17 protein-coding genes and 1 pseudogene are annotated in these 20,295 nt (G+C 72.7%); 12 read left to right on the plus strand and 6 right to left on the minus strand.

The window, feature by feature from the left end:
* The first annotated feature begins 136 nt into the window (after positions 1-136).
* The gene (locus ACFYO9_RS35285; RefSeq protein WP_355810074.1) at positions 137-1,048 is read left to right on the plus strand and encodes a glutaminase; all 912 of its coding nucleotides are present in this window, start codon (positions 137-139) and stop codon (positions 1,046-1,048) included.
* Between the two features lie 259 nt (positions 1,049-1,307).
* Here ACFYO9_RS35285 and ACFYO9_RS35290 read toward each other — a convergent pair whose 3' ends face one another.
* Entirely contained in the window at positions 1,308-1,577 is a 270-nt protein-coding gene (locus ACFYO9_RS35290) for a hypothetical protein (RefSeq protein ID WP_355810071.1), read from the minus strand.
* 281 nt (positions 1,578-1,858) lie between these two features.
* On the minus strand, positions 1,859-3,013 hold the full coding sequence (locus ACFYO9_RS35295; RefSeq protein ID WP_358777971.1) for a hypothetical protein: 1,155 nt from the start codon (positions 3,011-3,013) through the stop codon (positions 1,859-1,861).
* A 190-nt stretch (positions 3,014-3,203) separates the two neighbouring features.
* On the opposite strand from ACFYO9_RS35295, the gene ACFYO9_RS35300 reads away from it, so the two are divergent.
* Positions 3,204-4,865, plus strand: coding sequence for a serine/threonine-protein kinase (locus ACFYO9_RS35300; RefSeq protein WP_358777972.1), 1,662 nt, complete (start codon positions 3,204-3,206; stop codon positions 4,863-4,865).
* Positions 4,866-4,878: 13 nt separating this feature from the next.
* Here the strand turns inward: ACFYO9_RS35300 and ACFYO9_RS35305 are convergent, their stop codons facing one another.
* Positions 4,879-5,700, minus strand: coding sequence for an SGNH/GDSL hydrolase family protein (locus tag ACFYO9_RS35305; protein ID WP_355810060.1), 822 nt, complete (start codon positions 5,698-5,700; stop codon positions 4,879-4,881).
* 246 nt (positions 5,701-5,946) lie between these two features.
* Here ACFYO9_RS35305 and ACFYO9_RS35310 point away from each other — a divergent pair, with 246 nt between their 5' ends.
* From ACFYO9_RS35310 to ACFYO9_RS35335, 6 genes are all read left to right on the plus strand, one after another.
* Positions 5,947-6,366 carry a hypothetical protein gene (locus ACFYO9_RS35310; RefSeq protein ID WP_358709762.1) on the plus strand — a complete coding sequence of 140 codons (420 nt, stop codon included), beginning with the start codon at positions 5,947-5,949 and terminating at the stop codon, positions 6,364-6,366.
* On the plus strand, positions 6,363-7,487 hold the full coding sequence (locus tag ACFYO9_RS35315) for a GNAT family N-acetyltransferase (protein WP_358709763.1): 1,125 nt from the start codon (positions 6,363-6,365) through the stop codon (positions 7,485-7,487). Before ACFYO9_RS35310 ends, ACFYO9_RS35315 begins: the two co-directional genes overlap by 4 nt.
* Before the next feature lie 188 nt (positions 7,488-7,675).
* Entirely contained in the window at positions 7,676-8,503 is an 828-nt protein-coding gene (locus tag ACFYO9_RS35320) for a glycosyltransferase family 2 protein (RefSeq protein ID WP_355810052.1), read from the plus strand.
* Positions 8,500-9,519 carry a glycosyltransferase family 2 protein gene (locus ACFYO9_RS35325; protein ID WP_358777973.1) on the plus strand — a complete coding sequence of 340 codons (1,020 nt, stop codon included), beginning with the start codon at positions 8,500-8,502 and terminating at the stop codon, positions 9,517-9,519. The genes ACFYO9_RS35320 and ACFYO9_RS35325 overlap by 4 nt, the downstream gene beginning before the upstream one ends.
* Positions 9,516-10,319: a polysaccharide deacetylase family protein gene (locus ACFYO9_RS35330; RefSeq protein ID WP_358709766.1), complete on the plus strand. Its 804-nt coding sequence runs from the start codon at positions 9,516-9,518 to the stop codon at positions 10,317-10,319. The genes ACFYO9_RS35325 and ACFYO9_RS35330 overlap by 4 nt, the downstream gene beginning before the upstream one ends.
* Positions 10,312-13,767, plus strand: a complete 3,456-nt coding sequence (locus ACFYO9_RS35335; protein WP_388667041.1) for a lipopolysaccharide biosynthesis protein — start codon at positions 10,312-10,314, stop codon at positions 13,765-13,767. The genes ACFYO9_RS35330 and ACFYO9_RS35335 overlap by 8 nt, the downstream gene beginning before the upstream one ends.
* 30 nt (positions 13,768-13,797) lie before the next feature.
* Here the strand turns inward: ACFYO9_RS35335 and ACFYO9_RS35340 are convergent, their stop codons facing one another.
* Entirely contained in the window at positions 13,798-15,243 is a 1,446-nt protein-coding gene (locus ACFYO9_RS35340; RefSeq protein WP_358777974.1) for a xylan 1,4-beta-xylosidase, read from the minus strand.
* Positions 15,244-15,387: 144 nt separating this feature from the next.
* Between ACFYO9_RS35340 and ACFYO9_RS35345 the strand changes: the two genes are divergently transcribed.
* Positions 15,388-16,482 carry a DUF5925 domain-containing protein gene (locus ACFYO9_RS35345; RefSeq protein ID WP_358777975.1) on the plus strand — a complete coding sequence of 365 codons (1,095 nt, stop codon included), beginning with the start codon at positions 15,388-15,390 and terminating at the stop codon, positions 16,480-16,482.
* 351 nt (positions 16,483-16,833) lie between these two features.
* On the opposite strand, the gene ACFYO9_RS35350 is transcribed toward ACFYO9_RS35345, so the two are convergent.
* Complete coding sequence (locus tag ACFYO9_RS35350) at positions 16,834-17,214, minus strand: GntR family transcriptional regulator (protein ID WP_358777976.1); 381 nt, start codon at positions 17,212-17,214, stop codon at positions 16,834-16,836.
* A gap of 99 nt (positions 17,215-17,313) precedes the next feature.
* Here ACFYO9_RS35350 and ACFYO9_RS35355 point away from each other — a divergent pair, with 99 nt between their 5' ends.
* The gene (locus ACFYO9_RS35355; protein WP_358777977.1) at positions 17,314-18,303 is read left to right on the plus strand and encodes a GNAT family N-acetyltransferase; all 990 of its coding nucleotides are present in this window, start codon (positions 17,314-17,316) and stop codon (positions 18,301-18,303) included.
* Positions 18,284-18,843: pseudogene (locus tag ACFYO9_RS35360) on the plus strand (DUF402 domain-containing protein). Before ACFYO9_RS35355 ends, ACFYO9_RS35360 begins: the two are co-directional and overlap by 20 nt.
* Here the strand turns inward: ACFYO9_RS35360 and ACFYO9_RS35365 are convergent.
* On the minus strand, positions 18,778-20,025 hold the full coding sequence (locus tag ACFYO9_RS35365) for a methyltransferase domain-containing protein (protein WP_358777978.1): 1,248 nt from the start codon (positions 20,023-20,025) through the stop codon (positions 18,778-18,780). The pseudogene ACFYO9_RS35360 and the gene ACFYO9_RS35365 overlap by 66 nt on opposite strands.
* A 123-nt stretch (positions 20,026-20,148) precedes the next feature.
* Between ACFYO9_RS35365 and ACFYO9_RS35370 the strand changes: the two genes are divergently transcribed.
* On the plus strand, positions 20,149-20,289 hold the full coding sequence (locus ACFYO9_RS35370; RefSeq protein ID WP_355810029.1) for a hypothetical protein: 141 nt from the start codon (positions 20,149-20,151) through the stop codon (positions 20,287-20,289).
* Positions 20,290-20,295 lie beyond the last annotated feature (6 nt).

The following is a 20,295-nucleotide window of genomic DNA, read 5'->3' on the forward strand; positions in this document are numbered from 1 at the left end:
GGCGGCCCGCCCCCGGGCAGTGCGACCGCGGCGGGCGGCCGGGCGTTATTCTGTGGCCGCGGCCGCCGACATACCCCCCTGACCAGCGTCTTTTCGGGACGCAACGGCCGCGTGGGACGAACAGGAAGCTCAGGTTGTGGACTACCAGGCCGTACTCGAAGAAGTCGCCGCCTTCGCCCGGCCGCTGGTGGGCCGCGGCCAGGTGGCCCAGTACATCCCGGCGCTCGCGGACGTGGACGCGGAGGGCTTCGGCATCGCGGTCGCCGACGTCGACGGCGCGGTGTACGGCGTCGGGGACTGGCAGGAGCCGTTCTCCGTCCAGTCCATCTCCAAGGCCTTCAGCCTCGCGCTCGTCCTCGCGGAGGGCGGCGACCGGATCTGGGACCGGGTCGGCACGGAACCCTCCGGCAACCCCTTCAACTCCCTCGTCCAGCTCGAATACGAGAACGGCATCCCGCGCAACCCCTTCATCAACGCCGGGGCGCTGGTCGTCACGGACCGGCTGCAGACGCTCACCGGGGACGCCGGCACCACGATGCTGGAGTTCCTGCGCGCCGAGAGCGGCAACCCGGACCTCGCCTTCGACCCGGTGGTGGCCGCGTCCGAGGCCGAGCACGGCGACCGCAACGCCGCCCTCGCGCACTTCATGGCGAGCTACGGCAACCTCGACAACCCCGTGGCCACGGTGCTCGAACACTACTTCCGGCAGTGCGCGATCCGGATGAGCTGCCGCGACCTCGCCCTCGCGGCCGCCTTCCTGGCCCGGCACGGACTGCGCGGCGACGGCACGCGCCTGCTGCCCCCGCGCGAGGCGAAGCAGGTCAACGCGGTGATGCTCACCTGCGGGACGTACGACGCGGCGGGCAGCTTCGCCTACCGGGTCGGCCTGCCCGGCAAGAGCGGCGTGGGCGGCGGCATCGTCGCGGTGATCCCGGGCCGCTGCACCCTGTGCGTGTGGAGCCCGAGCCTGGACTCGTACGGCAACTCCGTGGCGGGCGTGGCAGCACTCGACCACTTCACTACGGTGACGGGCTGGTCGGTGTTCTAGAGGGCCGGCGCCAGTCCGGCGGTCGGCAATCGACGTGCCGGGGTCGACCGCGGGCCTCCCGGGGGAGTGTGGGCCGAGGGGCCCGGCGGTCGGTCACGCATGGCTGAAACCCGATGGTTTCAACGGTGCCCCGGTGGTCTCAACGGAGCTTTGGGGCAGGGGGGTTGTGGGTCCGGTGGTGACAGGTGACGGGGTGGAGCGGGGTGGGTGGGAAAGATCCGCCGCGGAGCGGCGGTTCCGTCCCGGGGACCACCCGCGGTCAGCGTCCGCCGAACAGCGAGCGCCGCAGCCTGCGCAGTGGCGCGAAGAGCGAGACTCGGCTCACTCGGACACCCCTGCTGCTGCGGGCGTGCGCGGCGTCACGTGAGGTCAGCTCACGCATCAGCAGCGTCGCCTCGTGCGACTCGCGCTGCGGGACGGCGGGGCCGCCCAGCACCGAGAGATGACGGTCGAGACGCGAACTGCTCGCGCTGCTGCCACAAGTGATCGCAGGGACACGCGCCCTGCTGCGCACCGTTATCTGTTCCATGTCACTCCCCACCCGTACGAGGGCACCCGGCCCAGGGCAGGTTAACCCTATCGCCCCCTCATGACACACGTGTATCCCGGTCGCAGGATTCACCTTCCCCACAAGGAGGTTGACGGTCACTCTCCGAATCCGATTGATTCCAGGGCGAGTTGGACATACGGCGCGAGAGGGGGGCGGTATCGCCCCCTTCGGGGCCCCGGAGCGGCGCTGCGACGTGGGGTATCTCACGTACCGTCAGCGGCTGCTCCGGCCGGACCGGCCGGCTCCGCCCGGCGCGTCGGTCAGTAGAGGTGGCGGACGAAGACGTCCGGCTTGCCGTTGGTGTCGCCCGGCACGATGTCGTCGGCCGCGGACTGGAAGACCACGTCGCGCCCGTCGGCGCTGACCGCGTCGGTCCCTGCGGTGGCCGGCCGGTCCGAGATCGTCTCGTCGGTGCCCCTCCGCAGGTCGCGCAGGACCAGCGAGGGCCCGCCCGTGGCCTGCCGGGCGTACAGCAGATAGCGGCCGGTGGGATCGATGGCCACGCCCCGCGCGTCCGGCACCTGCTGTGCGGTGCCCGAACTCATGTCGTGGACATAGGTGTCGGAGCCGGAGAGGTAGACGACCTTGCCGCCGTCGTCGCTGAGCTGGACGAGCGACGCCGACTTGGCCGGGCCCTCGATCGGGCCGGGATCGGTGCCGCCGGTCCGGTCCCACACGAACACGTCCTCCGCCTGAGCGTCCTGGTAGGCGAGGCGGCGGGCGTCGCCGCTGAGGGAGGGCCGGGACGGGAGGGTGTGGCCGAGGTCGGCGACGGTCTGCTTGGCGCCGGTGTTCCAGTCCTGCACCTCGACCCGCTGGCCGGACAACGGTGCCTTGAAGCGGATGGCGAGGGCGATGTGGCGGCCGTCCGCGCCGAGCGAGGGCTGGTTGCAGCTGTGCGCGGAGCAGTCGGCGGAAATCGTCCGCCCCGTGCTCACCTGGTACTGACGGATGCGTACGTCGTTCATCCACTGCACCGGGTACGCGACGTGTTCCCCGTCGCCGCTGATCGCCGGGGGCTGGAGCGTGGTCAGATAGCCGATCCGGCCCGTCTGACCGGTCCGCCGGTCACGGACGAACACCTTGTCGCCGCCCGTCGACGTGTCGGGCGTGAGGTTCTTCGCCGACGACGCGAAGACGACGTGGCGGCCGTCGGGCGTGATCGAGGCGCCGGCGGAGGCGTCGTCGGCCTGCGTGCCGTCGGTGGCGACGCTGATCCGCTCGACACCGGCACCGAGGCCGCCACCTGCGGCGTCGACGGCTGCCGTCGATCCGGCCGAGGCGGTCGCGGTGGCGCCCGGCCACACCGCCACGACCGCACAGGCCACGACGGCCACCGTCGCGGATCTGGACGTGCGCCCGGCCGTGCGCCCGGTCACGCGCTTGGCCATCCGCCCTGTCATGCGCTTGGTCATGGTCGTTTCCCCCCAGGTGGTTCGCGAGAGCTCGCGGAGGCCCCCCGGTCCCCGCGGGCGGCCACCTGCATGCAATCGCGGAGGCGTGGTGGGGTCAACGCGGCAATCCGGCCTGGGGGCGGATTGCTGTGCAAGGGGGCCGCAACCGCGCTCGGTTGAGCTACTTTTGTGGAGAATCGCACTGCTGCGGATGGGGGCGCCCGTGAGCCAGTCAGAGCGCGTGATCGCCGGCCGCTACCGCCTCCTGTCCCCGTTGGGCGAGGGCGGCATGGGCACCGTGTGGCGGGCCCGTGACGAGGTGCTCGGCCGCGAGGTGGCCGTCAAGGAGGTGCGCGCCCCCGCGGGCCTGCCGGCGGGCGACGTCGAGCGGCTGTACGCCCGGCTGGAGCGCGAGGCCTGGGCCGCCGCCCGTATCCCGCACCGCAACGTGGTCACGGTCTACGACGTCGCCAACGACAGCGGCCGCCCGTGGATCGTCATGGAGATGGTGCGCGGCCTCTCGCTCTCCGACGTGCTTGACGCCGAGGGCGCGCTGCCTCCGCTGCGGGCCGCCCACATCGGCGCCGAGGTCCTCGCCGCCCTGCGCGCCGCCCACGGCGCCGGGGTCCTGCACCGCGACGTCAAGCCCGGCAACGTACTGATCGCCAACGACGGCCGCGTCGTCCTCAGCGACTTCGGCATCGCCCTGGTCGAGGGCAGCTCGGCGCTGACGATGACCGGCGAGGTCGTCGGGTCGCCCGAATTCCTCGCCCCGGAGCGGGCGTTGGGCCACCGTCCCGGACCTGCATCGGACCTGTGGTCGCTCGGCGTCCTGCTGTACGCGGCGGTGGAGGGCAGCTCACCGTTCCGCCAGGACACCCCGCTGAGCACGCTGCGCGCGGTCGTCGACGAACCGCTGCCGCCCGCCCGCGCCGCCGGGCCGCTCGCCCCGGTCATCGAGGGGCTGCTGCGCAAGGACCCCGACGAGCGGATGTCCGCCGCCGACGCCGAGCGCGATCTGCGCACCGTCGCCTCGGGTGGCACGCTGCGCGCGCAGACCCCGGGCCCCTATCTGCCGACGGCCACCGCCGGGCAGCACCCGTACGACCCGACCCCGCCCGCGCCCCTGCCCGTCACCCCTCCCCCGCACCCGCCCACCACCACCGTCACCGGTGCGGCCGGGCCCCGGCGGTCCCGTCGTGCGAGGGCGGCCCTGATCGCGGGGGTGGCCGCCCTGGCACTCGCCCTGGGCGGCCTCACGTACGCCCTGGTCGACCGGGACGACGGCGACGACGGGAGCGACAACGGCGGCGCCCAGGTCGGCGGCGGTCGGCCCACGGGTGGTCAGGGCGGGGACAGCAGCGCGACGAAGAGTGCGGGTGGCGGCTCGGACGGGGGCGGCAAGACCGGTGACACCGACGCGAACGGCGGTGGCTCCACGCACGACGGCGGCAGCGGCAACAACAGCGGGCACGGCGGCACCACGAAGCCGCCCGCACAGACGGTGAAGGTCTACGTATCCGGCGCCCACACGCGCTATACGGGGGTGTGCCCGCCGACACCCGGTCAGGCCCCCTCGTTCACCGCGACGTTCACGGTGGGCCGCGTCCCCGCCACCGTCGAGTACCGCTGGGTCACCCGGTCCGGCGAGCCGGCCGATCCCGGCTGGAAGACGCTCTCGTTCTCCTCGGGCGGCGCAAGGACGCGGCAGGTCAACCACGTCGAGACGGCGTACGACGCGGACGGCGGCACGTACGAGAACGCGATCAGCGTCGAGGTGCGCCGCCCGGTGCAGGCCACCTCGAACGCGGTCGCGTACGCGGTGGCCTGCGAGCAGGAGACCCCGACGGACGGAGCCTCCTACTCGCCGTGAGGCGGGGCGGGGGTCAGGCGGCCGAGGTGAAGACGGGCAGGTAGCCACCGGACTGTCCGGCGGCGGTGGGGTGGTAGGACTCGCTGATGTTCAGCCAGTTGACGCTGTGCAGCCAGGAGTTGCTGGAGCAGATCTCGTGGCCGGAGAAGGCGGACGTGACGTCGCCGAAGGTGAAGCCGTGGTCGGCGGCGCGCTTCTCGGTGGCGGCGTTGAGGTAGTCGGACGCGCTGTTGATGGCGGACCGCTCCCGCTCGGAGAGGCCCGCGAGACAGCTGCCGCTCAGCTTGTAGAAGCGGGGGTAGCCGAGGACGACGACGTGGGCGGAGGGGGCCTTGGCGCTGATCGCGTCGTAGACCCGGTCGAGGTTGCCGGGGAGGGTGGAGTCGACGTACTTGCGGGCCGTGTCGATGCGCGCCAGGCAGGTGCTCTCGGACTGCAGCACACAGGTCGTCATGACGTCGGCGAATCCCGCGTCGTTGCCGCCGATGGAGATCGACACGAGTCCGGTGCCGGAGCCGAGCGGGCCGAGCTGGTTCGCCAGAACATCACCCGTACGAGCGCCCGAGCAGGCGACGAAGTCAAAGCTTGCGGGTGAATGGGCCGCCGCCCACAGGGCGGGGTAGGCGCGGGTGCTGCGCTTGCAGTTGCCGCTGCCGCTGTCGTAGTTGCCGGACCCGACGCCCGATGAGTACGAGTCGCCGAGGGCCACATAGCCGCCGGCCGCGGCGCGTTGACCGGCCGACTGGTCCGCGTGGGCCGCCGCCGCCCCGGTGAGGGCGAAGGCGATCGCGAGGAGGAGCGAGGACATGTATGCCGTGATGCGGGACAATTTCATGGAACCTCCCTTAGCAGGGTTTCTGCCTCGACCGTGGTAGCACGCGGCACGGGTCGCCGATAGTGTCCATGTCAATAAGTTCCTCGATGAGTCACTCATCAACTGACTTGCCCACATGGGGAGTTCACCAACACTCACGGGTGATGACGGGGAACATCTGCACGCCCCCTCCGCACCTTGACGCGCCGATCTCGGCTGCGCGACATTGAAGCCCGGCATCCGGCGCGCTGGGGGGCAAAGTCGCCAATGCAGTTCATAGGGAACAAACTTCCGACGACGGATCTTTCGCCGCTGCTCACCGGGGCGGGCGTCGCCGTCGCCGGGGTGGGCGCGACGCTGGCGCTCGCCGATCTGGAGTCGCCGCTGCGCGGCCCCCTCACCCTCTTCTTCCTCCTCGCCGCGCCGGCCGCCGCGATCGGCACGGCGCTGCGGGGACTGACGCCGTGGGGGCGCGCCGTCGCCTCCGTCTCCGGGGCCGTCGCGGTCGACATGCTGGTGGCGCAGGGGATGTTGGCGCTGCACCTGTGGTCGGTGCGCGGCGGTGTCGCCGCGGTGGCCATGCTCAGCTCACTCATCCTGCTGCCGGCCGCGGTACGACGGCACGCCCTCGCACCGTACGAAGGCACCGCACCAACGCACCGTACGAAGGTGGACCTCCTGACGTGAACATCACCGTGCACCGCCCCGGCGACCTCACCTCCGCCGACCGGGCGGCGTGGACCGCTTGGCAGTCCAAGGCCCATCTCGACGGCGTGCCCGAGCTCGCCAACCCCTTCCTCTCCCCCGAGTTCGCGGTCGCGACCGGGCACCAGCGGCGCGGGGTGCGGATCGCCGTCGTACGCGAGGAGGGCGGCCCCGCGGCGTTCCTGCCGTTCCAGCGGTCCGTCGCGGGTGTCGGCCGGGCCGTCGGCATCGGTGTCTCCGACTGCCAGGGGCTCGTGCACCGGCCGGGCTTCCGCTGGGACGCCCGGGAGCTGGTGCGGGGCTGCGGGCTCGCGGTCTGGGAGTTCGATCATCTGGTGGGCGGTCAGCCGTCGTTCGCGGCGAGCGCATCCGGCACCTTCGCGTCCCCGGTGATCGACGTCGACGGCGGCTACGCCGAGTATCTCGGCGGGCTCCGGGAGCGGTCACCGAAGTTCACCCGTACGACGCTGGCCAAGGAGCGCAGGCTCGGCCGGGACCACGGCGCGGTGCGTTACGTGCACGACGAGCGCGACCCCGCCGTCCTCGCCCGGCTGATGGCGTGGAAGTCGGCGCAGTACCGCAGGACGGGGCGCGGCGACCGGTTCGCGCGCCCGTGGATCACCGGCCTGGTGCGCCGGCTCTTCCACACCCGCTCCGCCTCGTTCGCCGGGATCCTGTCGGTCCTGTACGTGGCGGACGTGCCGGTCGCCGCGCACTTCGGGCTGCGTTCGGAGCGGATCCTCTCCTGCTGGTTCCCCGCGTACGACCCGGCGTACGCGAAGTACTCGCCCGGCCTCGTGCTGCATCTGCGCATGGCCGAGGCGGCCGCCGCCGACGGGATCGCGTACCTGGACCTCGGTCGCGGTCAGAAGGCCTACAAGGATTCCCTCAAGACACGCGAACTCACCGTGTCCGAGGGGTGGGTGGCGCTGCGCCACCCGGTCGCGCTCGGACACCGGGCGCGGCGTGCTCCGGTCAGGGCGATACGGAACACCGTGCGATCCAGACCGGAATTGTTCGAACCGGCCGACAGACTGCTCAAGAACATCGGCAGGATGCGGTCCGGAAAACGCGCGGACAGCGATCTCAAGTCGATGCACTAGGCGCGGCAGGGGGGTGTCGTGACCGGCCTCGGCTCGACGGCCGGGTCACGTCCCGCGCGATCTCGGCTCACCGGCGTGCACGGAGTCCTCTTCGTCATGCCCGCATGAGCACCCCCTTTTCGTGCTGGATCCATTACCGGATGGCCCGTGGTGGGCCGCCCACCGGACGAGAGGGATCACCGGACTCAATGTCTTCTTCCGTACGCCCGGCCGACGCCGGCCAGGACCCGCTGGACCAGAGCGCCAGGAATTACCGCCCGATCTCCACGCACCTGGCGATCGCGCCTCCGGTCAGTGTCGTCATACCCGCCATGAACGAAGCGGAGAATCTGCCGTACGTGTTCAAGACGCTGCCCGCGTGGATCCACGAAGTCGTGCTCGTGGACGGCAATTCCACCGACGACACGGTGGCCGTCGCCCGTGAGCTGTGGCCCGGCGTGAAGGTCGTCCGCCAGCGCGGCAAGGGCAAGGGTGACGCGCTGATCGCCGGGTTCGCCGCGTGCACCGGCGACATCATCGTGATGATCGACGCCGACGGCTCGGCCGACGGCCACGAGATCGTCTCCTACGTCTCCGCCCTCGTCTCCGGCGCGGACTTCGCCAAGGGCTCGCGGTTCGCCAACGGCGGCGGCACGGACGACATGACGCCCATCCGCAAGCTCGGCAACCACGTCCTGTGCTCCGTCGTGAACACCAAGTTCGGCGCCCGCTACACGGACCTCTGCTACGGCTACAACGCCTTCTGGCGGCACTGCCTGGACAAGATCGAGCTCGACTGCACCGGTTTCGAGGTCGAGACCCTGATGAACATCCGGGTCGTCAAGGCAGGGCTCAAGGTGCAGGAGATCCCGAGCCACGAGTACCTGCGGATCCACGGCGTCAGCAACCTCAGGGCCGTCCGGGACGGTATCCGCGTCCTCAAGGTGATCCTCGGCGAGCGCTCCCACCGCGTCCGGCGGGCCCGCAGGAGCGCTCGGGTGCTCCCCTACGGACCCAGACAGGGAGAGGTGTCGTGACCGCGCGGATCTCCGTCGTCGTCTGTGTGTACACCGAGGACCGCTGGGCGGACATCCGCGCCGCCGTCGCCTCGGTGCGCGCCCAGTCGCTCACGGCCCTGGAGACCCTTCTCGTGGTGGACCACAACGCCGCGCTCCAGGACCGGCTGACCCGGGAGTACCGGGAGACCGAGGGGGTGCGGGTGCTCGCCAACGCGGGCCCCCGCGGCCTCTCGGCCGGCCGCAACACCGGGATCGCCGCCTGTCGCGGTGAGTTCGTCGCCTTCCTCGACGACGACGCCGTCGCCGAGCGGGACTGGCTGCGGCACCTCGCCGAGGGGTTCGAGGATCCGCGGGTCCTCGCCGTGGGCGGCCGCACGCTGCCGGCCTGGGACTGCGGGCGGCGGCCCGGCTGGTTCCCCGAGGAGTTCGACTGGGTCGTCGGCTGCACCTACCGCGGGCTGCCGCCGGGGCGGGTGCGGGTGCGCAACGTCCTCGGCGGCAACGCCGCGTTCCGGCGCACCGCCTTCGACGCGGCGGGCGGCTTCGCCACGGGCATCGGACGGGACGGCGGCCGACGGCCGCTGGGCTGCGAGGAGACGGAGTTCTGCATCCGCCTCACCCGCGCGAGACCCGACGCCGTCCTGCTCATCGACGACCGCGCGGTGATCCACCACCGGGTGCCGGCCGCACGGCAGCGGTTCCGTTACTTCCGCACCAGGACCTACGCGGAAGGACTCTCCAAGGCACTGGTGGCCCGCAGCGTCGGCGCCGCCCGGGGCCTCGCGTCGGAGCGGCGCTACACCACCCGAGTGCTGCCCGCCGGGGTCGCCCGTGGCCTGCGCGACGCGGTCCTCGGCAGACCCGGCGGCGCGGGCCGCGCCGGGGCCATCGTGGCGGGGGTGCTCAGCGCGGCCGGCGGGTACGCGCTCGGCAGCCTCCGTGCGCGCAAGAGCGGCGCCGGGTTCTCCGTCGTGGAGATCTCGGACATCCGGGAGACCGGGGAGGGCGCGGGCGGCGCGGGAGCCGCGGCATGAGCACGGAAGCGGTGCCGATACTGATGTATCACTCCGTGGCCCCCGCGCCGAACGTGGCGACGCACGACCTGTCCGTCACGCCGGACGCCTTCACGCGCCAGATGGAGGTGCTCGGCGAGCGCGGGTTCACACCGCTCACCACCGCCCAACTGGCCGCCGTCTGGCGCACGTCCGGCGGCCGCCTCCCGGAAAGGCCGGTCCTGATCACCTTCGACGACGGCTACGAAGGCGTGCACCGGTACGCGCTTCCCGTCCTGGCCCGGCTCGGTTTCGCGTCCACCGTGTTCGTCTCCACCGGCTGGCTGCGCGGCGAGCACGACACCGGGGGCGGCCCGGACCGCATGCTCGACTGGGACCAGGTGCGCGAACTCGCCGCCGCGGGCGCGGAGATCGGGGGGCACAGCCACACCCACCCCGAGCTCGACCAACTGGACGACGACGCGCTCGGGTTCGAGCTGCGGGCCTGCCGCGACATCGTCACCGACCAGGTCGGCACCCGGCCGGTGTCGTTCGCGTACCCGTACGGCTACTCCAGCCGCCGGGTGCGCACGCGCGTGCGCGAGACGGGCTTCGACCAGGCGCTCGCCGTCGGCAACGACCTGGCACGGCGCGCCCAGGGCCCGTACGCGCTCCGGCGCGTGACCGTGCGCCGCTCCACCGGGCCCGAGGAGTTCGAGCGGCTCGTCACGGGCCGGTCGATCGTCCGCACCTTCGCCGGGGACCGCGCCCTGACCAAGGGGTACGCCGTGGTCCGCAGAGCACGACAGGTCCGTCGGAAGGCCATCCCCTCACGTGTCTGACACGACCACGGCCCAGGCCGACGTCACCGGGCCCGGTACACCGCCGCCCGGCCGGGGCGGCGGCCCGAGCCCGCTGTTCCGCAACGCCTACGCGCTCATGCTCAACACCGGCATCTCCGGTGTCCTCGGCGTGGGTTACTGGCTGGCCGCGGCCCGGTACTACTCGGAGCCGGCCGTCGGCCAGGGGTCCGCGGCGATCGCCGCCATGAAGCTCCTCGCCGGGCTCACCGCGCTGACGCTGACCGGCGCGCTCGCCCGGTTCATCCCCGTCGCGGGGCGCGCCGCGGGGCGGCTCATCTTCCGTACGTACGCGCTCAGTTCGGCGGCGGTGGCGCTCGCCGCCTGCGCCTTCCTGCTCACGCTCGGCTTCTGGGGACCCTCGTACCGCTTCCTGCACGGACCGGCGCACGGCGCCGGGTTCGTCCTCGCCGTCGTCGCCTGGTCGGTACTGACCCTCCAGGACGGAGTGCTGACGGGGCTGCGCAACGCGCTCTGGGTGCCCGTCGGCAACACCGTCTTCTCGGTCGTCAAGCTCGGGCTGCTCGTCGCGATGGCCGCCGCGGTCCCCACCGCCGGCGTCTTCGTCTCCTGGGTCGCCGCCATCCTCGTGTCGGTGGTCCCGCTCGGCTGGCTGGTCTTCCGGCGTCTGGTGCCCCGGCACGTGCGGGCCACCGGCGGCACGGCGCGGCCGCCGACGGCGCGCGAGGTCAGCCGTTTCCTGGCCGGCGACTACACCGGCTCGCTGTTCTCGCTCGCCGTGGTCTATCTGGTCCCGGTGCTCGTCGCCTCCCAGGTCGGCTCGGTCGACAACGCGTACTTCTACATCGCCGCCACCATCGGCGGCACCGTCAATCTGCTCGCCATCAACATGGGCGCGTCGCTGACCGTCGAGGGTGCGCACGACCCGGCGCTGCTCGCCGCCAACACCCGCTCGGCGCTGCGCCGGATGGCGCTGCTCATGCTGCCGGTGTGCGGGGTGCTCTTCCTCGCGGCGCCGCTGATCCTGCGCCTGTTCGGCCGGGGGTACGCGGACGCGGCCACGCCGTTGCTGCGCTGGTTCGCGGTGGGGGCGCTGCTGCGGGTCGTCATGGAGACGTACTTCGCGGTGCGGCGCGCGCAGAACAGGACGTCCGGGATCGCCTGGCTGCAGGGCCTGTTGTGCGTCCTGGTGCTCGGCCTGACGCTGCTCCTGCTGCCGCGGATGGGGCTGGCCGGGGCGGGCGTCGCGGAGGTCTGCAGCCTCGCGGTGATCGTGGCCGTCGCGGCGCCGAAGCTGTACGGGGTGGTGCGGGGGGCTCCCGCGCAGCCGGCGGCGGGCGTGGCTCCGGACGGGGACCTGGCGGACCTGTGCGTGCCGTCGGGCGGGGGCCTGGCCGGCCTGAGCGTGCCGTCGGGTGGCGAGTCGTCGAGCGAGAAGCCCGGCGCGCCCCCGCCTGCCCGCCGCCGCCACGTCCTGGTCATGGCACTGCTCTTGGCCACCGCCCTCGCCCTGTACTGGCTGCCCGTCCTCGGTCTCGGCGAGCGGGACCTCGACGCCATGGGCGGGCTCGGTCTGGTCTCCGTCGTGCCGCTGCCCACGCTGCTCGGCGCGGCCCTCCTGGTCGTCGTGTTCGCGGCGCTGCTCGGGATGGACCGGCCGGTCCGGGGCCTCCTGCTCCTGACGCTGCTGGCCACCGTGGTCTCGCTGCACGCCCTGCCCGCGGTGGTCGAGACCGAGCCGCGGTTCGCGACGGCCTGGCAGCACCTGGGTTTCATGGAGTACATCGACCGGACGGGCTCCGCGGTGCCCGATCTGGACGCGCGCTGGAGCTGGCCGGGGTTCTTCGCCGTGGCCGGCTTCGTGGCGCGGGCGTGCGGCGCATCGGACCTGACCGAGGTGATCCGCTGGTGGCCGACGGTCGTCCAACTCCTCTACCTGGCGCCGATGTTGCTGCTCGTGCGCTCGCTGAGGGCGTCCTGGCGGGCCAAGTGGGCGGGGCTCTGGGTCTTCGTCCTGAGCGGCTGGGTCGGCCAGGACTACTTCTCCCCGCAGGGCTTCACGTATCTGCTCCACCTCGCCTTCGTCGCGATCCTGCTGGTGTGGTTCCGGGCCCCGCGCGTGCTGTGGGCCGGGCGGCGCCCCGGCGAGGCGGAGGTCGAACCGGCGGGCCGGCGGGAGCGCGTGGTGCTCCTCCTCGTCCTCGCCGGGCTCTTCGCGGCGACCGTTCCCGCGCACCAGCTGACGCCGTTCATGATGCTCGGCGTCCTCACGGTCCTGGTCATGGTCGGCCGGTGCGAGCTGCGCGGCCTGCCGCTCCTGTGCGGCCTGCTGGTCGTCGGGTGGCTGGGCTTCCTCGCCGAGCCGTACTGGTCGGGCCATTTCGACGACCTGTTCGGCGGGGTCGGCGGCGTGGGCGGCAATGTGTCGTCGTCGGTCACCGGCCGTATGGCGGGCGGGAGTTCGGCCCACCGGCTCGTGCTGTACGCGCGCGTGACGATGGCCGGCACCGTCATGGCGCTGGCCTGCTGGGGCTGGTGGCGCCGACGCCGCAACGGATACGGCGAACGCTCGCTGCTCGTCCTGACCTTCGTGCCGTTCCTCGGCTTCGGCATGCAGTCGTACGGCGGCGAGATGGCGTTGCGCGTCTTCATGTTCGCGCTGCCGGGCGCGGCGCTGCTCGCGGGCCTCGCGCTGTTCCCGCGCGCGGGCCACGCGCCGCGGGAGCGCGGCCGGGGCCGCGCGGGGCTCGCGCCGTGGGCCGTGCTGCTCGCCGGGCTCGTCCTGATGGGCGGTTTCCTGGTGGCCCGTTGGGGCAACGAGTCCTTCGAGCGGGTCCGTCCCGGCGAGGTCGCGGCCATGGAGTACGTGTACGCGCACGACGATCCGACGGTGCGGCTGCTCTGGCTGACCGCCGACCCGGTCGACGACGTGACGCCCGCGATGCCGTGGGGCGCCCGCGACATGGAGAAGGTGGAGTACGTCCCCACGCTCGCGCCGACCGACCCCGTCCTGGTGTCCGGCCTGGTGAAGGCGCTCAAGGACGCGGGCCCCCGCTCGTATCTGATGGTCAACCGGGGCCAGACGACCTATCTGCGGCTGGACGCGGGCTACCCGCCGGGGTGGGAGTCGCAGCTCCTCGGCCGTCTCGACGAGCGCCGGGGGCTGACGAAGGTGCTCGGCAACGACGACGCGGCGCTCTACACGCTGCGTGAGCGACCGGACGGCCCCGTCGCCGAGGCCGACCCGGGGCCCGTCGGGCCGCGGGTGACCTGGACGCCCTGGTCGGTGGCGGGCGGACTCGCCGCCGTCCTGCTCATCCTCATCCTCGGGGCGCGCGAGGTGGTACGGGTCGGCGCGGCGCCGAGCGTGCGGCAACAGCGGTGGCTCCAGGGCAGTTTCTGGTTCGCGCTGCCGCTGCTGGCGGTGTTCCTCGCCGCGCTGGTCCAGCGGTTCGTGACGATGGCGTGAGGGGGCGGCGGGTGACGGCGGGCGGCCGGCTCAGCGCTCCAGCCACTGCACGCCGTACCCCGGCAGGCCGACCCGGTGTCCGTCGACCTTCGCGTCGACGTGCCGGTCGCGGGTGTTGACCACGAGGACCGCGTCGTCGTCGGCGAGCACCCGGACGTCGTCCCGGGCGCCGGCGTCCACCGGCACCGTCTCGTACCGCGTGCCGGGCCCGAACTCCTTGCCGAAGCGTTCGACGAGCCGCAGCATCGGCAGCGCGGCGCCGCCGTCGGGGCGCCGCGTGGACGTCCACAGGCAGCCCGCGCACGCGTCGCCGTCCTTCTTCTGCGGGTTCCAGTAGAAGCCGCTGGTGGCGCCGCCCTCGGCCATCGCGATCAGTCCGGCGGCGTGCACGGCCACGCGGTGCGGCTCGGTCCAGCCGTCGCGGTCGTCCTCACTGTCACCCGGTTCCACGTAGTACTCGGCCCACCACAGCGGCAGGTCGCCGGTCCGCTCGCGCAGCCACCGGCCGACGGCCGTGAACTTGTCCGTGGCCCGGAACTCGTCGGGGAGCATCTCGTCGTCATCGGTGTAGCTGGCACCGTCGACGACGACGAAGTCGGCGCCCGCCTTGTGCCGGTTCCAGTACGCGAAGGCGTCGAGGACGCGCTGGTCCAGGCTGCCCCACGGCCCCGTCAGCTCCTTCGACGAGCCGCCGGTCCTGCGCGGGTCCAGGCTGCTCATCGGCAGGTAGGGGCCACCGACCATGATGTCAGCGTCGACCTTCTTGAGCTCCTTGTAGACGAGGTTGTACAGCTCCGTGTAGCCCTCGTAGTCCCAGCGGGCCTCCGCGTCGTTCCAGAAGCCCTTGAACTCGTTCCAGACGAGGAAGTGCCGTACGTCGGGATAGCGCTTGGCGACCGTCGCGGCGAGCCTCGCGAAGTCCGCGTAATGCGCGCGCTCCGGGGCCTTCTCCAGGGCGGCCTGGCTCCAGTCGGTGTTGTCCGCGCCCGGCCGGCCGCCCTTCATCCAGTCGGGGGCGCAGCACAGGGTGACGACGGGGGTGCCCTTGCTCGCCCGGACGAAGTCGATCCGGTCGTCCATCGCGGCGAAGGCGTAACGGCCCTTGACCGGTTCCGGATTGCCCGCGCCCCAGCCCATGAGGTGCTGGATCTGCGGGACGGGCCTGCCCTGGCCGGCGAGTTCGGCGCGGACGCGTTCGACGGCCGCGTCCTCGCCGTCGTCGGCGCTGTACTGGGTGTGGGTGAAGCCCCAGCCGACCCGGGGGGCGGGGGCGCCGGGCGGGACGACGGGGTCGCCGTGCACCTTGTCGCCGTCGGGGCTGGTGCCGGCGATGCCGTTCTTACCCCCGCCCCCGGGGCCGTCCCCGGGCCCCGTGTCGACGAGGGTGAGCACCAGGGCCAGCAGGACCAGGCCGACGCCGAGCAGGGCGGCGAGACGCCACCCCCGTACGTTCGCATTCCACCCATGACGTGCCATCAGGGACAAGCGTATCGGCGCCCGTCGGGGGCGGGACAGGTGCGGCGGGTGTGGGACGGGTGTGCGGCAGGCGTGGGGCAGGTTCTGGGGGCGCACTGGGGAAACCTGGTGCACGACGGCGTGCGCGTGCCGGATCATGTCGGCATGTCTGCGAACCCACAGGACGCCCTGCCGATCCGGCTCAACGTCGACGACAGCGACTCCCCGGCGGATGTCGTGGACGCGCTCTTCCTCGGCCGCTTCGCCACCGGCGAGCAGCCGTTCTCGCACAGCGCGAACATCGACCGCGTGAAGTCGGGCTGCACGCTGCTGCCCGCTGGGGCGAAGGTGCTGCGCGCGGCCCGCGACGACGACCGCAGCGCGACGCTCGCCGAGGGCGAGGGGTGGACGCTGCTGGTCTCCCGCTGGAACCACGGCGCGGACGTCACGGTGACGGCGACCACCGCGGAGCTCGCCGAGAAGGTCCTCGACCAGGCCACGGACGGCGCGCAGGACGAGCCCGAACCCGTCCCGGAGAACGTGACCATGGGCTTCTGGTACGTCTCCCCGCGGCGCGGCCCGCACCGCACCACCCGGCAGATCTCGGCCGGTACGTGGGACGAGGTGCGGTCCAACTACACGGCGCCGGTCGCCGACGCCATGGACTCCCTGATGAAGACCACGCCCGAGGACATCGCGGGCCGGCTGCTCCTGCTCCACGGCCCGCCGGGCACGGGCAAGACGTCGGCGCTGCGGACGCTGGCGCGCTCGTGGCGGGACTGGTGCCAGGTGGACTGCGTCCTCGATCCGGAGCGGCTGTTCAGTGACGTCGGCTATCTGATGGACATCGCGATCGGCGAGGACGACGGGACGGCGAAGGGGCGGTGGCGGCTGCTGCTCCTCGAGGACTGCGACGAGCTGATCCGCGGCGAGGCGAAGCACACGGCGGGTCAGGCGCTCTCGCGCCTGCTCAATCTCACGGACGGCCTGCTCGGCCAGGGGCGGAACGTGCTGGTGGGCGTCACCACCAACGAGGACCTGGAGCGCCTGCACCCGGCGGTGGTCCGCCCCGGCCGCTGCCTGGCCCGCATCGAGGTCGGCCCGCTGACCCGCACCGAGTCGGTGGAGTGGCTGGGCACGGAAGAGGGCGTGGGCCGCGAGGGCGCGACCCTCGCGGAACTCTTCGCCCTACGCCGCGGAACGACACCGACATCGGTGCCGGACCAGCGGGAGGGGTCGGATGCGGGTTTGTACCTGTAGGACACAGGAGGCCGCGGACCACGCCCGGCGGCAAACCCGCGCCCCGTACACCGCGCGCACGGCGGCCAACACATCCGCATGCGCAACCGCAGCCCCACCGGGCCGCACCCGCGTACGAGACGGGAGGGGACGTGGGGGTATGTGCGCACGGAGCACCGAGCGCAATGTAGCCCCGCCGTTCACGAGGCGTGGCGAACAGTGGATGGCGAGTACGCACATACCCCCGCGGCCCCGCACCCACAAACGAACCCAAGGCGCAGACGCAAGCCCCCACGCACCCGCAGACGCCTTCGGACAGCGCCAACCGCCGGACCCGCCCAGCGAAGACCGCCGGTGAACGCGGCCCGAGGCCTACCCCGCGTCCCCGTACACCGCCCGCACCGCATCCCGCACCGCACCCAACGCATCCGCCTCGGACAACCCCAACCGCCGCGCCCGCTCGGCAAAGGCCCGCGCCTCCGTCGCAGCGGCCCGCGCCGCCGCGTCCCCCGCCGCCGCGACGAACGTCCCGTTCCGCCCCCGCGTCTCGATGACCCCGTCCGCCTCCAGCGCCCGGTAGGCCTTGGCGACCGTGTTGGCCGCGAGGCCGAGCGACTCGGCGAGCCCGCGCACCGTGGGCAGTTTGTAGCCGACCGGCAGCCCGCCCGACCTCGCCTGCTCGGCGATCCTGGCCCGCACCTGCTCGTACGGCGCGTCGCCCGCGCCCTCATCGATGTCGATCTTCAACGTCACGGAGCGATTGTCCCGCACACTCGGGCCGGAAGCGGACCGCCCGCGCCCGGGGAAAAAGGGGAGGCACTCCGGGCGGGCCCGCGCGTACCGTGCGGCTCCATGACTGTGATCGTCCGAGCCCTCGGCGCCGACGCCCCGGCCACCACCCCAGCCACCGCCACCGCCGCCCCCGCCGCCCCCGCGGCCACCGCGGCCACCGCGGCCGACGCCGGTTTCGCCGCCGTGCGCCGCGCCTGCGTACCGTCCATGCTCACCTCGCCCGCCGCAGTCGCCTTCGACCGGGCGCACGCCCATCCGGACGCCGCCTACCGGCAGTTGATCGCCGAGGCGGACGGGGAGGTCATCGGGACGGCACAGGTGGGCGTCGCCCACGACAGCCCCGAGCCGGGGCAGGGCTACGCCAACATCTACGTCGACCCGGAGCGGCTCGGCCGGGGCGCCGGAACGCTCCTCCTGCGCACCGCCGAGGAGCACCTGGCGAACGCGGGCGCACGGTTCGTCTACGCGTGGGTGCTCGACGAGCCCGCGAACCTCGCCTTCGCCGCCCGCCACGGCTATGCCGCCCGGCGCACGGCGCACTTCCTCCGCCTGGACCTGGCGCACGGCACGCTGCCGCCCCGCCAGGAGCCGCCGGTCGGCGTGGAGCTGGTCAGCGGATCGCTGTACGCGCAGGACGCGCGGCCCCTGTTCGCGCTGGACGCGGAGACCGTGGCCGACGAACCGGGCGACGTGGCGGCCGAGTTCACGGACTACGAGCACTGGCGCGCCGAGACCTGGGACCACCCGCTGACCAGCAGGGAACTCACCACGGTGGTGCTGGTGGACGGGCGCCCGGCGGCGTTCAGCCTGGCCCTCACGGACGGGGCGGGGCGTTACTCCTCCGGCATGACGGGCACGGCGCGCGGCCACCGCGGCCGCGGCCTGGCCAAGCTCGCGAAGAACGACTCCCTGCACCGCGCCCGCGCGGCCGGCTGCACCGAGGCGTTCACCGGCAACGACGCCGGGAACGAGCCGATGCTGGCGATCAACGCATGGTTCGGTTACGAAATCTGCGGAACGGAGGTCCGTCATGTCCGCACACTCGGCTGACGCGACGGAGGACACGACGGAAGGCGTCACGGAGGGCGGGACCACACTGGACATCGTCCTCACGAAGGCGGGCCGCACCAAGATCCGCTACCCCGCACAGCTCCTCTCCGACGACGGCACCCACGTGACCGTCCGCGCCCCGTGGGCGGCGCCCGGCGTCCGCGACTTCGGCTTCGTCCGCTTCGAGCCGGGCGACGTCTTCATCGAGCACTACTGGCGTGACCTCCCCCATAGCCTGAAGGGCATGGGAGGTGCCCCCAGTACGCCATCAAGGAGGTGTACGGGCCGGACGGCACGCTCAAGGGCTGGTACTGCGACGTGACCCGCCCCGCGGTACGCGACGACACGGTTCTCACGGTGGAGGACCTGGACCTGGACCTGTGGTGCTCGGCGGACGGCGCCACGGTAGTGCGCCTGGACGAGGACGAGTTCGAGGCAAGCGCCCTCCAGACGACGGACCCCGAGGCGGCCAGATCAGCGAGAGAGTCCCTGAACACCCTGGAATCCCAAACCCGAACCAACGGCCACCCTCTCCCCTGACCCCACGGCAACCGCACCACACCTCGGCCCCAGCGGCTCCGCCCCCGTCCCCCCGTCGTCGTACGCGACCCCCTCCTCGTCCGACTGCCAGTGGAGTGCGAAGTGTTCGCCCGAGTGGTACGCCGTCAGGGCCGCGTGGCAGTACGCCACCATGTCGTGGGGCAGTGCGGACAACGGGTGCCAGGACAGTTCCGCGCACTTGTCCGGCTCGGTGTTGCGCGGGGTGCCGCCCGCCCCGTACCGCGCGGAGAAGAACCAGCCCGTGCGTGGCGTCTCGCCGGGGCCCCGGTGTTGGAGGACGAGTTCCGCGCGCAGGTCCGCGGGGGTGAGGTCGATGCCCAGTTCCTCGTGGGCCTCGCGGATCATCGCCGTCCGGACGTCCTCGCCGGGCTCCACGTGGCCCGAGGGCAGGTGCAGCAGGCCGTCGGCGTAGCCCGTGCCGGTGCGGCGGGACAGGAGTACGGCGTCGCCGTGGCGCAGCATCAGGTGGACGTCGACGATCTCGGCGTGCCGCGCCGGTGTCCGGGGCAGCGTGCCCACCACCGCGTACCGCTCGTCCTCGACCCGTCTGCCCCACAACTCCGCGTCGCCCGAAAGGCGTTCGGTGTGGATGTGGAAGGCGAGGGGCGTCAGGGCCGCCACCAGACGGGACATCGGGAGGCCCGCCGGGGACTCCGTGCCCCACACCCCTTCGATCAGGATCAGTCGCCCGCCGGGGCGCAGCAAGGCGCACCAGTCCCGCAGCGTCGCCTCCGGGTCCGGCATCATCCACAGGACGTGGCGTGCCAGGACCACGTCGAACTTCCGGCCGCCGACCGGGGGTTCGCGGACGTCGCCCACCAGGAACTCCGCGTCGTAGGAGGCCAGTTTCGCGCGGGCCCGCTCCAGCATGTTCGGGGACAGGTCGACCCCCGTGACCCGGTGGCCGCGCCCCGCGGCGAGCAGGGCGAGGCTTCCCGTGCCGCAGCCGAGGTCGAGGACGTCGCCAGAGGCCTCCGGCAGCCAGTCCCGCAGCCGGTCCGCCCAGGCGCGCCGCACCGCCTCGTCCCGCAGGCCGTGGTCCGGCTCCTCGTCGAAGGTGGCCGCCATGGCGTCCCAGTCGACCGGATCGGCCGGCCCGGCCCGCCCGACCGGCTCTCCGTCGACCCTGTCCGTCGTCTCCGTCGCCCTGTTCCGCGTCATGTTCCGATCGTCGCAGCCGTCACTGACAATCCGCCCTCGATCAGAAAGCGGGCCGCAACAGGTCTACCGAGTGCCTGGAATGGACATCGGTAAGGCAGGGAGTCGGGAAGCCGGGAGGCCGCCATGCGTCGAGTGACCACGCACAAGCCCGTGGGCAAGTCCGTCAGCCGCCGGGTGCGGGAGCGTCAGGAGGCGGAGGTCCGGCCGCGCGAGAGGCCCGAGGTCCGCAAGGACATCCAGCGGACGTGGTGGCCGGACGGCTGAGCCGGG

The sequence above is a fragment of the Streptomyces sp. NPDC005863 genome (genome assembly GCF_042871345.1).
Lineage (GTDB): Bacteria > Actinomycetota > Actinomycetes > Streptomycetales > Streptomycetaceae > Streptomyces.

Coding starts and splice junctions, on each gene's coding strand:
- ACFYO9_RS35290 (WP_355810071.1), bottom strand. CDS start 1,577: ATGGAACAGATAACGGTGCGCAGCAGGGCGCGTGTCCCTGCGATCACT.
- ACFYO9_RS35295 (WP_358777971.1), bottom strand. CDS start 3,013: ATGACCAAGCGCATGACAGGGCGGATGGCCAAGCGCGTGACCGGGCGC.
- ACFYO9_RS35300 (WP_358777972.1), top strand. CDS start 3,204: ATGGGGGCGCCCGTGAGCCAGTCAGAGCGCGTGATCGCCGGCCGCTAC.
- ACFYO9_RS35305 (WP_355810060.1), bottom strand. CDS start 5,700: ATGAAATTGTCCCGCATCACGGCATACATGTCCTCGCTCCTCCTCGCG.
- ACFYO9_RS35310 (WP_358709762.1), top strand. CDS start 5,947: ATGCAGTTCATAGGGAACAAACTTCCGACGACGGATCTTTCGCCGCTG.
- ACFYO9_RS35320 (WP_355810052.1), top strand. CDS start 7,676: ATGTCTTCTTCCGTACGCCCGGCCGACGCCGGCCAGGACCCGCTGGAC.
- ACFYO9_RS35330 (WP_358709766.1), top strand. CDS start 9,516: ATGAGCACGGAAGCGGTGCCGATACTGATGTATCACTCCGTGGCCCCC.
- ACFYO9_RS35340 (WP_358777974.1), bottom strand. CDS start 15,243: ATGGCACGTCATGGGTGGAATGCGAACGTACGGGGGTGGCGTCTCGCC.
- ACFYO9_RS35345 (WP_358777975.1), top strand. CDS start 15,388: ATGTCTGCGAACCCACAGGACGCCCTGCCGATCCGGCTCAACGTCGAC.
- ACFYO9_RS35355 (WP_358777977.1), top strand. CDS start 17,314: ATGACTGTGATCGTCCGAGCCCTCGGCGCCGACGCCCCGGCCACCACC.
- ACFYO9_RS35365 (WP_358777978.1), bottom strand. CDS start 20,025: ATGACGCGGAACAGGGCGACGGAGACGACGGACAGGGTCGACGGAGAG.
- ACFYO9_RS35370 (WP_355810029.1), top strand. CDS start 20,149: ATGCGTCGAGTGACCACGCACAAGCCCGTGGGCAAGTCCGTCAGCCGC.